Below are 17428 nucleotides of genomic sequence, written 5' to 3' on the forward strand. Positions count from 1 at the left end.
AATATAATATAACTTCATTATGAGTTAGCTATATGCAAAAAATACGCAACCTCTTAATATCTGCATTTTTTATAGTTTTATTTTTTCTATTAATCATTATCCCTCTAGATAGTGATAAGCAATTTATATTAGGTGGAGTTTTGGTTGCATTTATATTTTGTATTGGCAGAATTAAAAACAAAAAAACGCAACTCATGATGATCTTAGTTTCATTACTTTGCACTTCACGTTATGTTTGGTGGAGAGCGACAACAACACTCTATTTTGATTCATATCTAGAATTATTTTTAGGTTCATTGCTATTTATCGCGGAGCTTTATTCACTCACCATTTTATTATTTGGTTATATTCAAACATATTGGCCATTACAAAGAAAAATAGAGCCATTGCCAAAGGATACTTCATTATGGCCAACTGTTGATTTGTTTATCCCTACCTATAATGAACACATTGATATTGTTAAAGATACGGCACTTGCTGCTCAATGCATCGAATACCCTAAAGACAAATTAAATATTTATATATTAGATGATGGAAAACGAAGTGAATTCCGCCAACTCGCAGAGGATATTAATGTTGGTTATATCATCCGTCCTGATAATAGCCATGCAAAAGCAGGAAACCTAAACCACGCATTAACAAAAACCAGCGGTGAACTGATCTGTATTTTTGACTGCGACCATGTTGCAACTCGGGTGTTTTTACAAGCAACTGTAGGTGCCTTCTTAGCAGATGAAAAACTCGCTCTAATACAGACCCCGCATTATTTTTATTCTAAAGATCCTTTTGAACGTAATTTAACAGCAGCCAAAAGAGTCCCACATGAAGGAGCCCTTTTTTATGGGCCAGTACAACAGGGTAATGATAATTGGAATGCTGCGTTCTTTTGTGGTTCATGTGCAGTTATTCGCCGTAGTGCACTCAAAGAGACAAACGGATTTGCAGTTGAAACGGTTACTGAAGATGCTCATACCGCCCTTAAATTACAGCGTAAAGGCTGGAATACGGCATTTTTAAATATTCCACTTTCTGCTGGCTTAGCGACTGAAAGATTAACTTTACATATTAATCAACGTATCCGCTGGGCTAGAGGAATGACACAAATATTTCGTATTGATAATCCACTGCTTGGCAGAGGACTAACATTTGTACAACGCATTTGTTATTTAAACGCAATGCTACATTTCCAATATGGATTACCTAGAGCTATCTTCCTCTTATCGCCACTCGTTTTCATTTTATTTAGCCTAAATATCATTTCATCATCGGCTACTTTAATATTTTCCTACGCCTTACCTCATTTGATCACATCAAACTACGTGAATTCAAAACTGGTTGGTCACTATCGTTATTCATTTTGGGGGGAAATTTATGAAACAGTCATGGCATTTCATTTAATACCACCAACCTTAATGAGTTTAATATCCCCTAAACTGGGCAAATTTAACGTCACAGATAAAGGCGACCTGACAGATAAAAATTACTTTGATCATCGTGCTGTCCGTCCACTGATTATTGTCGCTTTACTCCTATTATCTGGAATTAGTATTGCCTCCTTTAAATGGATTGTAGGTATCTATAAAGACATTGACGATGGCGTCATCATTATCAATCTTACCTGGGCTATTTATAGTTTGCTGATTGTTTTAGCATCAATCTCTGTGGCAAAAGAAACGAAACAATTACGTCGTGCTACTCGGGTTCCAGCATCAATTCCTGTTACTGTATGCTTTGCTGATGGCAGTCATATTGAAACTCACTCAATAGATTTATCCATGAGTGGCGCAAGACTTCATTTACCCCTTGAGCATCACCATAAACGAGGGGTTATCACACAAATTGCAATTGGAATCGGTAAGGAAAGTGCATTAATTCCCATTAAAAAAGCTTGGGTTGACGAGCAAAAACTACGTCTAGAATTTGATCATTTAACCAATACGGTCCGGCGAGATGTTGTACGTGTTGTTTTAACTCGTGCAGATGCTTGGTTTTCCCCTCTTAGTCCTACTGATAAGCCATTAAGATCGTTTATAGATGTCCTGCAATGCGCATTTGAATTATTTATTATCCGCAGAAATAAAAAAATATTGGATAACTCGATTCTTCTTTCAAAACAGAATAATGAAGAGCGGCAACATGTTTAACTATCTTAAGCTTTTGCTTATCGCCTATACATTACTGACCCATACTACGGCTATTTTTGCTGTAGAACTTAGTGATGAAAATAATAAATTGCCCTCTCAATTAGCATTTTTATTAGATGATAATTTAGCGAATAACACAGAGGCGATTGAGACTACAGCAGAAGAAATTTCATTAAAAAAAATGGGATTAACGCATGGTGTCACTTTAAATGGCGATACTCTGCAATCAGGGATCAGTTTCACGCTCCCTTATGATTTTATTGCAACTCATGCAGAAATGCAGCTCGTCCTTTCCATCGATAGCGCTGAGAATATTGAAAAAGATAACTTACAGGTCACTTTAAATGATCAATCGTTAGGTGCAATACCGCTATCTCAAATTGGCAAAGATGAGGCTATTTTTACTTTTAAAATAGCAAACACAGTTTTATCCTCAAAAAATAACCTTAATTTTCAAATTATTAGCAATGATGACATTATTAACAACGAATGGACATGTCAGCGCCCAGATCTAAAAAATGTAACTCTCAAAATATCACCTTCAAGCATTATGGCGATGCAAGGGATACTCATGAATACACGAAAATCCCTAATGGACTTCCCTCGACCCTTTTTAGATCCGCTAAAAATTAATAAAAACGAACTCGCGTTTGTTTATTCCGCCTCGCCTAATCCAGATATTTTAGCCGCCTCAGCAATCGTTGCTTCTATTTTTGGGATCAAAAGCGAAGAAAAAGAGAATCACTTTCATGTTTATTTGGACCAAATCCCTGAAAAGCATGCTGTTTTATTTACAACAACCAATGAAATGATTGCGGGTTTATCCTTTGCGCATTCCGATGGTCCGCATTTAAAAATTATTGATAATCCTATCAATCAAAAATATAAAATTTTAGTCGTAAGTGGGCGTAATGCAGAAGAGTTACGACAAGCAGCTTACCAGCTTTTCACTGAGGATTTACCCGATGGCGATAGCGACCATTTACACGTTCCCGCTTATCGTTCTAAAAATCGATTAGCTTATGATGCCCCTAATTGGCTCCCACTCAAAAAATCTATTCCTTTTAGCCAAATAATGAAAACGAATGATGCGTTGCAATCTCGACTGTTTTTACTGGAGGAAAAGAATATTACTTTTCAAGTTCCTCCTGATACCTTCATGTTAACGGGGAATAAAATCCCAGTACAAATCAATTATTCTTTCGATAAAAAAAATTGGGTAGATATGAATAATTCGATATTAACAATTGCCCTAAACTATCAATTTTTAAAAAATATTTCTGCTCATAAAAACAGTGTCATTACTGCAATTACTGATTTCTTCGGTCATAATCAAAAAAACAGTACTATGCTCTACCTTGATAACTCAGGTTTGATTGGTGAAAATAAACTCAGCTTTTACTTCAATATTAAGACCGATGAAAATATCGCTTGTGACATTATCAATAATGCGAGTTTTGTTAATCAAATACTCACAAACTCAACTATTGATCTTAGCGATGCATCTCATTTTGGCGAGTTACCTAATACACATTGGTTTTTAAATGGATTATTTCCATACACTAAATATGCAGATCTTTCAGATACCGTTCTGTTATTGAACAGACAACCGGAAAAAGAAGATATTGTTTTAATGTTACAACTCATGGAGAAATCAGGTCGTATTACTGGTTTTCCCGTTAGTCATTTAACTATACTGAGTGATACTCAAAAATCACATAGTAAATTAAAAAATTCAAATATCATTGTTATTGCTAAAATAAAAGACATTCCAGCAGTAACATCGCTCATGAAAGGAACCTCCTATCACTATAGCAATGGAAATCTAAATATTATTTCACCTTCGTTATTCAAAAAAGTAAAACTACTGCTTTTAGGTGAGTGGAAAAATCAATTCGAAATAGTGAGTGATTTTCTATCAAATACTCATCAGTGGCGAGGCATACTCAGTTTTCAATCCCCATGGTCTTCAAATAAAGTTGTGACAAATTTGACTGCAACAAATACAGAACAGTTAAATAAGCTTTATAATGATATCAAAAAATCGGAAAGACAGCCGCTCGATGCGGGTGACATTCTCTTATTCAGTGACGCTGACAGTATTAAAAACTTAAGCATTAATCCATCATTTTTATCTGGAGAACTTCCTCCGCATAGATTAGTTCTATGGTTTTTTAGCCAACATTTATTCTTATTAATGGTTATATTGTTTAGTTCATTATTATTCATTAGCTTCTATTTATATAATAAATTTAAACAACATGAATCCAAACGTCTGACAAAGGTGAAAAGGGAATATGAAAGTTAATTTATTAATAAACACACTTATCACTTTGTTATGTGGAACATATTCATTATCAATATTGGCTAATTCATTAGAAAATGAAGTCGCCATCAAAATGCTTTTAGAAAAAGCAAATTATTGGCATAGCAAATCGAATTATCCTCTTGCTTACGATGCTTTATACAAAGTTTTTGCCATTGAACAATATAACATCGAGGCATTATATTTAATGTCCCATTACAAAATTCAACAGGGAAAAAAACAAGAAGCTATCCTCTGGATCAATAAATTAAAAAAATATTCTCCGAATGATCAGAGAATAGTCAAGCTCATGCGCCTCGATCCCCATAAAGATATCTCGCCTGAATCCTTACAACAGGCTCGTGAATGGGCGAAAAATGGTCATATCAAGCAAGCTATACAAGCTTACGATAAGCTATTTGCCAATCATCCACCTACTGGTGATCTTGCATTAGAATACTATGAAACACTCGCTGGCAGTAAAGCGCATTTAGATAAAGCGATTTTAGCATTAACCGAAAGAGTACAGCACTCCCCTTCTGATTTTAAAGCGCAACGTATTCTAGCGACTGTATTAACCTATCAGGAAAAAACACGACGCGAAGGAATACAAAAACTCTTTCAAATTGAAAATAAAAATGAAGTTGTGATTCATTCACTTAAGCAGGCTCTACTTTGGCTGCAACCTAATGAACAGGATTTACCCCTGTATCAGAATTTTATTAGTTTATCGCCAAAGGATGATAGCGTAATGGAGTATTATCACAGTCGTGTTGGAAATAACGAGACCCTTTCAGGATTTTCCTTACTAAATAAAGGGCACATTGCTCAAGCTAAACAGAAATTTACCGCTGTTTTGATGAAGGATCCTAAAAAAGTTGATGCTATCGCAGGACTTGGTTACGTGGCATTACATCAAAAAGATTACCAACAAGCAGAAAAACTACTGACTGAAGCGGCAAATAACACAAAAGAACATAAAAAAACACAATGGCTAAAAGATGCTCAAAATATGGGCTATTATTCAGCAATCGATACTGTGAAACAATTAATACGCAATAAGCAGTATGATAAGGCATTGATATTAATCAATGAAACTCATGCCAGTGATACACAACAACTCATCACCCTTGATTTATTTCGCGGACAACTTTATCGAGCAAAAAAAGATTATTCCAGTGCAGAATCACTGTATCAGCAGCTTGATAAAAAATACCCTAATAACAAATTAATAAAAGAGCAGTTAATTTGGGTGTTTGCAGAGCAAAAAAAATATGCTGAATTTGAACAATTACTACAGTCATTACCGCCTGCTGAGCGTCATGCTTACCAACAAAAAATAGATACCAGTGAACAACACCGACAAAGTGCGGCAAAGGCGCTCGATAACGGTTTAATCAGTGAGGCTGAACATATTCTTAAGAACGCCCTTGTGAAAGCGCCTCAAAATGCTTGGTTAACCTTAGACTATGCTCGAGTGTTAATGAAAAAAGGTGAGCTCGAAAAAGCCAATGCCATGATGAATAATCTAGTTGCTAACTATCCGTCAGCAGCAACTTGGCATAGCGCTCTCATTTGGGAATCTGAACAGAACCAGTGGAATAACGTACTCATTTTAATTAATAAAATTCCGACTGAATTTCAGAGCGATGAAATCATCACACTCAAAAAACGGGCTACATTAAATAAGCAAATCGATATTGCTCAACATTACATTGATAATGGCAACTATAATGCCGCTTTAAATACATTGAGACATAATATCAACACATTACCAGATAATCCCAGTGATATTGGCCGTCTTGCTCAGCTATATATGGATGCCGGCGACAACCAACAAGCCGTTAATATTATTCGTCAAAATTTATCAGCAACCCCCCAGGGAAACTTAAAAGATTATACACAGCAGATTCTTATTTTACGTCGCTTAGGTTACTACTCTGAAGCAGAAAGCTTAATGAATACCCCTGCTTTACTGAGCGCGATGAGTGAAAAAGAAATCAGCAATATCAGAATAAGCTATCTCAGTGAACAAGCGGACTCATTTCGTGAAAATGGCTATTTGAATGAAGCTTGGCAAATATTAGCACCAGAAATAAAAAATGACCCTAATAACAGCAAGTTACTCCTAAGTACAGCGCGTATTTATCAAGCCAATGGCCAATCAGACCAAGCAACCGATATTTATCGCTATATTTTGTCCATTTCCCCCAAAAACCAAGAAGCATTAATTGGTTTAGTCAACTTAGCAATTAGCAATAAAAACATTACAGAAGCGAAGAAATACTTTGCTGATATCAAGCCGACGGACCATACCGATTATATCGTTCTATCTGCACGTCTCGCGCAACTTGCAGGGGATAATAACCAAGCTATAAAATTATTAAAAACCGCACAATGGGGATTAGTTCAACCACAAAAAAATCTCACTTATTTGCCTATCAATCATCCCTTATCTGGGGAAATGCAGACTTATCGCTATCAAAATAATCGGCAAAAAGAGCAACTCAATCACATCGAAACGTTGTTGGCAGATTTGCGGCAAAAAACATCTGTATCGATAAATAGTGAAGTACAGTTTACCCGTCATTCAGGGGAGTCGGGGCTAAGTCAATTAACTGAGCTCAAAGAAACAGTCACACTCTCACTACCATTATTTGATGATGTGAAATTAGCGCTAAATGTTTCGCCCTCGATGATGAGCTCAGGTAAAACCCCCGCAGAAAATGCCAGTCTAGTGGGGAGTGGTGCTTTGACGCGTGCGAATAGACGTAGCTTGGTAGAAAGTGATTTGCGAAATGATTTACATGCCGATGAGATTAATGAGCGTGCAATACAAGGCTTAGAATCAAGCATGATGCTCAAAGGTGATAACTTCCAATTCGATTTCGGGCATACCAATAGCGATGGCGTGATTGTTTCTTTGGTGGGAGGGGCAGAATGGATGCTCGAAACGTCACCAAACAGTCGGTTAACTTTTGGTGCAGAGCGAAGAGCCGTTACAGACAGTCTCCTTTCCTATAGTGGACTCATAGATAGCACAACAGGGAGAAAGTGGGGAGCAGTCACCCGTAACGCCGTTTCAACGCAATATGCTTGGGATGACAGCCAATATGGTGCATATGCAAAAGTGGCCATTAATAAATATATTGGTACACAAGTGCCTAATAACCAATCCATTGATTTAAATACGGGCACTTACATTTATGGCATAAATAAAAAGGATAAATCATTAAAGTTTGGCGCGAACGTTCATTATATGGGATTTGATAAAAACCTAAATCACTATACCTTAGGGCAAGCAGGTTACTTTAGTCCTCAAAGATATATTGCGATTTCTTTACCCGTTTCTTATGAACAAACGATAGATAAATTATCATTAAAATTAAACTCTACATTAGGCTATCAATCATATTCTTCTAATAGCGCGGATTATTATCCCACTGATAAGCGATATCAGGCAGAGTTAAAAAATTATTCTCAGAATGATGAATATATAGATTACGTATATGAAAAATCCAGTGAAAAAGGATTCAGTTACTCCATTAATTTTGACACTAATTATAAATTTTCACCATCGTCATTTATCGGCGCTAATGTAAGCTACAATACTTTTGGTAATTACAACGAAACAAAAGCAAATATTTACTTTAAATATTTATTCGACAACGATATACTAGGAAAATAAAAATGATCTTTGACCAAGATAGTTATCTACAGCGCGGTTATAAGACAGGCTGGCATGATTTAATTAATTTTTTATTTATTGAATTTTCATCTGGAGAAACCAATGAAGGTTGTAAAACATTAAGAAAAATAGGACAACAACTTGGTGAGTTACATACTATTGAAAACTCAAATACATTAAGTCAGCTTGAGAAAAACATTAATACTGTTTTAGAGATGTTTAATTGGGGCTTTGTGAAGATGGCCCCCGCAAATAGCGAGTTATTAATTATGCATTGTGCATGGCCTCATGCACCAACATCTGTAAATAAAAAATGGCGAAGAGCTAGTGCTAGCATTTTAGAAGGGCTTTATACTCAGTGGTTAATAACCCAAGGTGGTAATAAATCAGTTCCCGTTTTATGGAATGAAAATGCCACTGAGGATATATTTATATTTCGTTATGCTTTATTTAAATAAAGAAAAACGCTCATCGTTATGTTTGACATTAAAAAAAACCTATTAGTTAAAAACAAAGCTATTCCATTAAATTCAATCACAAATCAAGCAGTCATGATGCTGCTGATTAATAAATATGGAGAAATAGTTTACGCTAGTGAACTTTTTTTAACGCATAACCACTATACCCATGATGAAATCATGGGATATAAAATAAAAATAAAAACGGACCATCTTATATTAGAAAAGAATAATAGTCATGATATTTTCCGTTATAACGACTTTGAAAAGGAACTGTTTTTTATAAACAAAAACAATAAAAAGCTAGTGTTTATCACGAAATTAATAAAAACAAATATAAAGGGAGATAGCCAATTTAGATATTGCATAACATTCGTTGAAGTGACTAGATTAATAGCGAACAACAATAAATTACTTTTCCAAGTTAATCATGATTCTTTAACAAAGGTACTCAATAGATATGGATTTTATAAAAAGGCAAATGAAAAGATAAAATCAATAAAAAATAACATAGAAAGCTTTTACTTAGCAATTATTGATATTGATGGCTTTAAGCACGTAAATGATACGTTAGGTCATCAGTACGGTGATTATTTATTAAAGAAAATGGCCACAAATATTAAAAAACTTTTGCCTAGCGACGCCATTTTAGCTCGGCTTGGTGGGGATGAATTTGCATTAATGATTAATAGTCATCAAAATGCCGATTACATCTTTTTAAACCTAGTTAATCGTATGAATTGCTATTCATACCGTTACTTAGCCATAAAGATATCCAATATAAGTATTAGTATCGGTGTTGCTCAATATCCACTACATGGATCCCATTTAAAGGTATTATTGAAAAATGCTGATATTGCTTTATATCAAGCCAAAAAACTAGGAGGCAATCAAACAAAAAGATATCTTTAAACCCGCTATCTAATTATTGCTATTAGAAAGCTAAAAAACTGTGCTCGTTGAGAACCATTTCAACCAGAACAAATTATAATAAATATTTTATTTACTAAGGATTATTTATGTTAAAAGCAGTAATACCTGTTGCGGGTTTAGGTACTCGCATGCTGCCTGCAACAAAAGCAATACCTAAAGAGATGTTACCCCTTGTAGATAAACCTATTATACAGTACATAATAAAAGAATGTTATATGGCCGGTATCAATGAAATTATCTTTGTTACTCATTCATCTAAACATTCCATTGAGAATCATTTTGATACTTGTTTTGAGTTGAAATCATTGTTAGAACAAAAAGGAAAGCAGCAATTATTAAATGAAATCGAGGGCATTTGCCCCAAAAGTATAAAGATAATGCATGTGAGACAAGGCTGTTCAAGTGGCTTAGGACATGCAATATTATGCGCAAAGCCATTGATTGGTGATAACGACTTTATCGTTGTATTGCCCGATGTCATTATTAATGAATATGACTGTAATTATGAATCTGATAATTTACCTGAAATGATTGACCGTTTTTACTCAACAGGCAAAAGTCAGATATTAATTGAGCGAGTCAATATAGAGCATGTGGAAAGTTATGGTATTGTCGATTGTCACCGAAGCGGTGACGAGAGTGACCGCTTTCATGATATCTCCGCAATTATAGAAAAACCAAAAAAAGATAATGCTCCATCAAATCTCGCTATTGTTGGTCGTTATATTTTAAGTAAACATATTTGGCCATTATTAGAAAAAACACCTATTGGGGTAAGTGGTGAGATCCAGTTAACAGATGCGCTTTCAATGTTACTGAAAACACACGCGATTGAAGGTTATCATATAAAAGGACGTTCTCATGATTGTGGTGACAAAATGGGGTATATGAAAGCATTCTTTGAATATAGTCGACAGCATCAAACTTTTGGTTATCAGTTTCATCGTTGGATAAAAGATCATGTGGAAGTTATCTAGTTATATGAATATATTCATACGATAACTCTTTTATGAATCAACTAAATCCAATCAGCAGTCTGATTTTCAATTTAACGTGCGAGTATAGATATTACTTTCTATTTTTTTGATAGTTAATTTAAAAACTATATTTTCATAAAATCAGGATTGGATTTTCATCATAAAAGAATAACTAACTTATTAATAATAGAGTTTATTTTTTCTATTAGTGCAAACTATTGCTAATTATAAGAGATATGTTTTGTTACTAGATAAATAAGCACGCCAATGAGTGAAAATCTTGTTTATTATAAAGTAAATAGACTAGCTTGAGATTTCATAATGAATAAGTTTAGTTATCAGTTAAGTCAACAATAATTCATAAAAGTGGTTATCTCATTGTGTCGTTAAGTTAACAACTTTTCATTTAATGTTATTAATGGACTATTTTAAAAAATTCATAAAATAACAAATCATATTTTATTTTAAATGACAGCAGAGGCAAAAAATGAACATTAGAGATCTTGAATATTTAGATGCATTAGGAAAGTTTCTTAACTTTAAAAAGGCCGCACAATACTGCAATATTGCTCAACCAACACTAAGTATTCAAATCGGAAAGCTTGAACATTATCTAGGGTGTTTTTTATTAGAAAGAACAACACGTCGAGTTAATTTCACACCATTAGGACTACAAATTTTAGAGCACAGTAAAATTATTTTAAAAGAAATAGAGGAAATTAAAAAAATCGCTCAACAATCAACAAACAATAATGTAAAAATATTCCATGTTGGTATTTCTGATTCATTACCAGAGTATTTTATTTCTTATATTACCGAAGCTGTCTTAAGTAGTGATCCTAGCATCAACTTAAACTTAACTATTGATAAATCTGAAGTACTTTTTTCACAATTGGAATCTATGTCTTTAAATTTACTGATTGTTTCATCAACAAAATGCCCTGATAACTTTATCTCAGCTTCATTGATTAATTTTCCCGTGAGCCATCAAATGGCAATTCTTAAAGCAAATAATGAACAGCCAACAAGCATTCTAGGCTCATACTCGGAAATCAAATCTAAAATTTGTTTTAGAAATGGAGATAAAAATATGGATAATTACTTACACATTGGCAACTTAATCAATGAATCTATAGACGCTTTATCGAAAAAGAATCATATCGCCTAACCCCTTTTATTTAAAAGAAGCGTACTTAATATCGAACATGACATTTCGATATTAAGTACGCTTTAACTGAAAATATTCGAATAATTTTTAACCACACATTAGCAACTTTTTGTTAACCTATTTCGTTATTCTCACTTACCCACTATTCAACAAACAAGCCTATTTGAAATATAGGAAAAGTACTTTTATATCTATTTTATGGGATAAAAGGGAACCTAAGTAGTATAAAATTTTATCAAAAATTAATGTAATTTTTAAATTTATTAAACAATTAATGAATTTTAACCACATGAATATAAAGATAATTATAAAAATAAAGCTTATTTCATTAAGATAAAAAACACTACAATGATCACATTATTATCATAAATCTTCAGTTTCAACGAAAAGTACCAGTAATTCTTTCTAAAATCTCTTTCCTATCTTCAAAGAACAGGCTTCAATTAAGAAACACAAAATAAACATAAAATTAACATAACTTAGATGCCAGCGAACCTATGTACCCAATTATACGCCGGCGCTCTTTGTGAGATAACGAGGTAGACATGAAACCAGAAGATTTTCGCTCAGATGCCAAACGTCCATTCACTGGCCAAGAATACCTAAAAAGCCTGCAAGATGGCCGCGAGATTTATATTTATGGTGAGCGTGTAAAAGATGTCACCACTCATCCTGCATTTCGTAATTCAGCCGCTTCGATAGGACAGTTATATGATGCACTCCATGATAAAGCAACTCATGACCAGCTTTGCTGGGGAACCGACACCGGAAACGGCGGCTATACCCACAAATTCTTCCGCTTCGCCAAAAGTGCCGATGAATTACGCCAACAACGCGATGCAATTGCCGATTGGTCACGCCAAAGCTATGGATGGATGGGACGCACTCCAGACTATAAGGCGGCATTCGCCAGTTGTTTAGGCGCTAACCCTGAGTATTACGGTCAATTTGCTGACAATGCGCGTCATTGGTACAAACGTATTCAAGAAAGTGGGCTGTATTTTAACCATGCGATCGTAAATCCACCTATCGACCGCCATAAACCAGCCGATGAAGTAAAAGATGTCTACATCAAACTGGAAAAAGAAACTGATGCAGGTATCATCGTCAGCGGCGCAAAAGTGGTCGCGACCAACTCGGCTTTGACTCACTATAACTTCATCGGTTTTGGTTCCGCACAAGTTATGGGAGATAACCCTGATTTTGCATTGATGTTTGTCGCGCCAATGGATGCCGATGGAGTGAAACTCATTTCACGCGCATCCTATGAATTAGTTGCAGGTGCAACAGGCGCACCTTTTGACTACCCATTATCAAGTCGTTTTGATGAAAATGATGCGATATTAGTGATGGATCATGTTCTGATCCCTTGGGAAAACGTCTTAATTTATCGTGATTTCGATCGTGCGCGTAATTGGGCTGTACAAGGTGGTTTTGCACGTTTATTCCCATTACAAGCTTGTGTACGTTTAGCTGTCAAACTAGATTTTATCACTGGTTTATTACAAAAAAGCCTTGAATGTACAGGCGTTATCGATTTCCGAGGCGTACAAGCAGACTTAGGTGAAGTGGTTGCATGGCGTAATTTATTCTGGTCACTGACCGATGCAATGACTTCAGAAGCAAAAGCGTGGGAAGGCGGTGCATATTTACCAGATACTCAAGCGATTCAAACGTATCGAGTAATGGCACCAATGGCCTATACAAAAATTAAGAATATCATCGAAAGTAACGTAACGAGTGGTTTGATATATCTACCTTCTAGCGTGAAAGACATGAACAATCCAGAAATTGATAAGTATCTGGCAAAATATGTGCGTGGCTCTAACGGCATGGATCATGTAGAACGTATCAAGATCTTAAAACTCATGTGGGATGCGATTGGTAGTGAGTTCGGTGGACGTCATGAACTGTACGAAATTAACTATGCAGGTAGCCAAGACGAAATTCGTCTGCAATGTCTACGACATGCATATGGTTCAGGTAACATGAAGGCAATGACCGATATGGTTGACCGCTGTCTGTCTGATTACGATCAGCATGGCTGGAAACGCCCACATTTACATAACAACAATGATATTAATCAGTTAGATTCGCTGCTGAAGTAATCGGCAGCAGGAGGTCAATATGTCTTTAGAAAATGAACATCGCCTGCGTTTCAGAGATGCGATGGCAAGTCTTGGTGCAGCCGTTAACATTGTCACCACGGATGGTACTGCCGGTTGTTGCGGTATTACGGCAACAGCAGTCTGTTCCGTCACGGACACGCCACCCACTTTGATGGTATGCGTTAACCGCAACAGTGCTATGAATGCGGTCTTTCAAGAAAATGGCCGCCTGTGTGTCAACGTGCTTAACCATGAACAAGAAGAAATGGCTTGCCACTTCGCTGGAATGAAAGGCTCGACGATGGAAGAGCGTTTTGCTTGGAGTGTCTGGGATAGAGGTATTTTGCAGCAACCACTCTTGAAAGATGCTCTAGCGAATCTAGAAGGCGAAATTACCCAAGTGCAAGATATTGGTACGCATTCTGTTTACTTGGTTGAGATAAAGCAGATTATTGTAAGAGAAGAAGGTCATGGGTTAATTTACTTCAAGCGTAAATTCCACCCTGTTATGCACCAAGTACTAGCAGTCACTGCATAACCTTTATTACAATAATGAATCAACGAGGCACCGTATAGCACGGTGCCTTTTTTATATGATTCACATTCCCCCTCCTCCCTCTCCCTTACGCATTTAACCATACCTATGCGAGTTCCTTACCTCTGAATTAATGCTGTCCCCCCTCTATCGGTCGGGGATACACGCTAATTCGCAATCAATTCGTCCATTATTCATTGTGCCTAGCTATATTTTTAATATCCCAACAAAAATTATGTAATTATATCGCCTGCCTAAATGTAAATTACCTATGTTTATAATTTTTTATAATCAATATGTTAGTACAAACTCGCCTTTTAATGTTAATGATTAGTTAATTAATTGAATGATAATAATTATTATTTACAATCGTATTACCAATTAACTTTAAATAATAATCGTCATGAATAAACATTCCATGAGGCCTGTTTCTCGGCTTCTTAAATTAATTATTGGTGTTAGTCCGTTTATGGCAAGCGGAATGATGGTTGCTTACGCTGAAACCCAAGTCTCAACTCAAGACATAACGCAATTAGGCCCACTAAAAGTTTCAGCAAAATCACAAAAAGAGTTGGATGCCGAGTTCCCTTATTTACAGCTCGGCTCTTCCTCTTATATCGATGGAAAAACAGTTGAAAGATTTCGAGGGAATTCCTCCGCTGATTTCTTACGTGGCGTCAGCGGGGTGCATCTAGGTGATATTCGTAACGGTGGCGCCCTTGATGTTAATATTCGGGGTCTACAAGGTCAAAGCCGCGTGCCTATTATTGTTGATGGAACACAACAATCAATCGATGTTTATCGAGGCTATGCGGGTGTACAGCAGCGGAGTTATTTAGACCCCGATTTGATTAGTCAAGTTAGCATCGACAAAGGCCCTACGCTTGCCACTGATGGGGCTGGCGCTATTGGTGGAGCAGTGCGTGTAACCACATTACAACCCGCTGACGTGATCCCTAAAGGCGAAACGTTTGGTGTTCGTTTAAGAGGTGGGATGGCAAATAATACCGTTTCAGAACGCTCAGGGTTTTATACAAAAATCAAAGATAGCGACGATGCAAATCAATGGCCGAATATGAACAGTCGATTCGGCAGTGTAGCGATGGCAACTGACCAAGATCGCTACCAACTCCTTGCAGCTTACGCTTATCGTAAACAGGGTAACTACTTTGCTGGTAAGCATGGTGCTGATCGCTACGAAAAAGCACATTATTCGACAACCGGCGGCACAGGAATGACGACAGCCGCAGTGATCGAAGCGTTTCCTGCTGGTAAAGAGGTACTTGATACACATAGCCGAAGTGAGTCTTGGCTGCTCAAAGGGATGGGGGAGCTAACTGAAAATCAAAAACTGGAGCTGATTTATCGCCGTTATGACGCAAGTTGGGGGGAAATTATGCCTTCAATGATTATGGCCCCGAACAGCAAAGGTGAATCAACACAGTTTGTTCCTAGTAAAATAACCATTGATGCTTTATCGGCAAAACACAATTTTAACCCTGATAATGACTGGCTCAATCTCACATCGGAGTTTTGGTATACGCGCTCAGTGAGCCGTATGTACAATGCCAACATCGGTAATGTTCCTGTGTTTGATTTATCAACAGAACAGCTACCTGATCCACAAAATGAAGAGTACAAACAAGGCTTATTATCGGATATTCGTGCTGATCGCTATGGCGTTAACTTAACCAATCGCTCTACGTTTGAAAGCCGTTTTGGTGAATTTAATTTAACCCTTGGCGGTTCTTTTCAACATGAAGATACAGGACCTAACTCCCCTATTTTAAAAGAAAACTTGCAGAAAAACCGTTTCTTACGTAGCGGCGTTCGCAAAGAGTACAGTCTTTCCAGTTCGTTGGAATATAAACCCGTAAACTGGCTAACACTTCAAGTTGGTGGTCGCTATACCGAATATAATGTGCGAGATAGAAATAGTACCGCTTACGCGGCAAAATCACGTACTCAAGAATATACGTTTGCCCGCCTGAAAAAGAATGGGGAATTTTTCCAAAAATGGCCCGAAAGTTGGTATATGGAATGGTGGCCTGATGAACAAGGTCATTACACCTTGGACTCATTAAAAAATACACCTTATGCCAATAGTACCCTAGGCGATAAATATGATTTCGATGACTTTGAGCGCGATCCTCGTCCACCAGAGCAAGCTATCTTGAAAAAAGAAGTCACAACCGAATACGCTTATACCAAACCAATGGAACGTCATGGACGCGACTTTAGCCCACAAGTCGGTATTGCATTTCATTTAGATGACACTAGCCAGTTATATGTGAAATATAGCGAGGCCGTTAAAAATCCAAGTATTTTTGAATCAACTCTTGGCAATTGGACTTCTGTTCCTGCGGCTGATTTAAAACCCGAAAAAAATAAAGTTTTGGAGATCGGGGCTTCCACCGTCCAACATTCAATGCTAACAAGTGATGATAAGATGGCTGCGAAAGTTGCTTGGTTTAAAAGTGATTTGCACAATATGATCACGCGTGGTTACCATCCAAATAATTCATCATGGCTTATTGAAAACGTCGACCTGTATAAAACTTCAGGGATCGAATATCACCTCTCTTACGATCAGGGTCGCTTCTATGCGGATGTCTCTGGAAACTACTACTTAGAAGCAAAGACTTGTGACGCCACAACCGCGAGTCGTATTCGTGGTTATGCCTATGGTGACCCAAATACACCTAATTGCGTCAATGGTGGCTTTGGTACTTCATTAGTTAATTTGACTAATCCCCCCAAATACACGATTAACACTACACTTGGCGTAAGATTATTAGAGGAGCGTAACTTAGATATTGGCGTACGCCGTATTTATAATAGTGGACCAACGCATAAATTGAACCAGAATTGGCATACAGTGGGTATGACAGGAACACAATTAATTTATTTGTCGACAGTCACCTACGATGCCTATGCGAACTATCAGTTTAATCCAAATGCAGATATTAATTTAACGGTAACTAACTTAACCAACGAATATTATGTTGATCCAATGGCATTGAGTTTAATGCCTGCTCCTGGACGAACCTTCACGGTAGATTTTACTTATCGATTTTAATGTCCCTCTCCTGCCTTTATAGGCAGGAGAGTT

At 36.6% G+C, this 17428-nt stretch carries 10 protein-coding genes; all 10 read left to right on the top strand.

From position 1 onward, the window contains the following. Positions 1-32: 32 nt before the first annotated feature. Positions 33-2144, top strand: a complete 2112-nt coding sequence (gene bcsA / locus O7C57_RS16285; RefSeq protein ID WP_269723346.1) for a UDP-forming cellulose synthase catalytic subunit — start codon at positions 33-35, stop codon at positions 2142-2144. Beyond that, positions 2137-4452 (top strand): cellulose biosynthesis cyclic di-GMP-binding regulatory protein BcsB, encoded by a 2316-nt coding sequence (locus tag O7C57_RS16290; protein WP_269723347.1) that lies wholly within the window; start codon positions 2137-2139, stop codon positions 4450-4452. Before bcsA ends, O7C57_RS16290 begins: the two co-directional genes overlap by 8 nt. Beyond that, positions 4442-8137, top strand: a complete 3696-nt coding sequence (locus O7C57_RS16295) for a cellulose synthase subunit BcsC-related outer membrane protein (RefSeq protein WP_269723348.1) — start codon at positions 4442-4444, stop codon at positions 8135-8137. The genes O7C57_RS16290 and O7C57_RS16295 overlap by 11 nt, the downstream gene beginning before the upstream one ends. Before the next feature lie 2 nt (positions 8138-8139). Continuing rightward, positions 8140-8595, top strand: coding sequence for a cellulose biosynthesis protein BcsD (gene bcsD / locus O7C57_RS16300; protein ID WP_154622188.1), 456 nt, complete (start codon positions 8140-8142; stop codon positions 8593-8595). An 18-nt stretch (positions 8596-8613) separates the two neighbouring features. After that, positions 8614-9507, top strand: coding sequence for a GGDEF domain-containing protein (locus O7C57_RS16305; protein WP_269723349.1), 894 nt, complete (start codon positions 8614-8616; stop codon positions 9505-9507). A gap of 107 nt (positions 9508-9614) precedes the next feature. Then, complete coding sequence (galU, locus tag O7C57_RS16310) at positions 9615-10505, top strand: UTP--glucose-1-phosphate uridylyltransferase GalU (RefSeq protein WP_163860732.1); 891 nt, start codon at positions 9615-9617, stop codon at positions 10503-10505. Positions 10506-10992: 487 nt separating this feature from the next. Beyond that, positions 10993-11673, top strand: a complete 681-nt coding sequence (locus tag O7C57_RS16315) for a LysR family transcriptional regulator (protein ID WP_269723350.1) — start codon at positions 10993-10995, stop codon at positions 11671-11673. Between the two features lie 545 nt (positions 11674-12218). Further along, positions 12219-13781, top strand: coding sequence for a 4-hydroxyphenylacetate 3-monooxygenase, oxygenase component (hpaB, locus tag O7C57_RS16320; protein ID WP_154622657.1), 1563 nt, complete (start codon positions 12219-12221; stop codon positions 13779-13781). 19 nt (positions 13782-13800) lie between these two features. Continuing rightward, the gene (hpaC, locus tag O7C57_RS16325) at positions 13801-14319 is read left to right on the top strand and encodes a 4-hydroxyphenylacetate 3-monooxygenase, reductase component (RefSeq protein WP_154622656.1); all 519 of its coding nucleotides are present in this window, start codon (positions 13801-13803) and stop codon (positions 14317-14319) included. Between the two features lie 400 nt (positions 14320-14719). Further along, positions 14720-17395, top strand: coding sequence for a TonB-dependent receptor domain-containing protein (locus tag O7C57_RS16330; RefSeq protein WP_154622655.1), 2676 nt, complete (start codon positions 14720-14722; stop codon positions 17393-17395). The last annotated feature ends 33 nt before the right edge of the window (positions 17396-17428 follow it).

Origin of the sequence: Providencia sp. 21OH12SH02B-Prov, from assembly GCF_027362595.1 — a bacterium.
Taxonomy (GTDB): Bacteria; Pseudomonadota; Gammaproteobacteria; order Enterobacterales; family Enterobacteriaceae; genus Providencia; species Providencia zhejiangensis.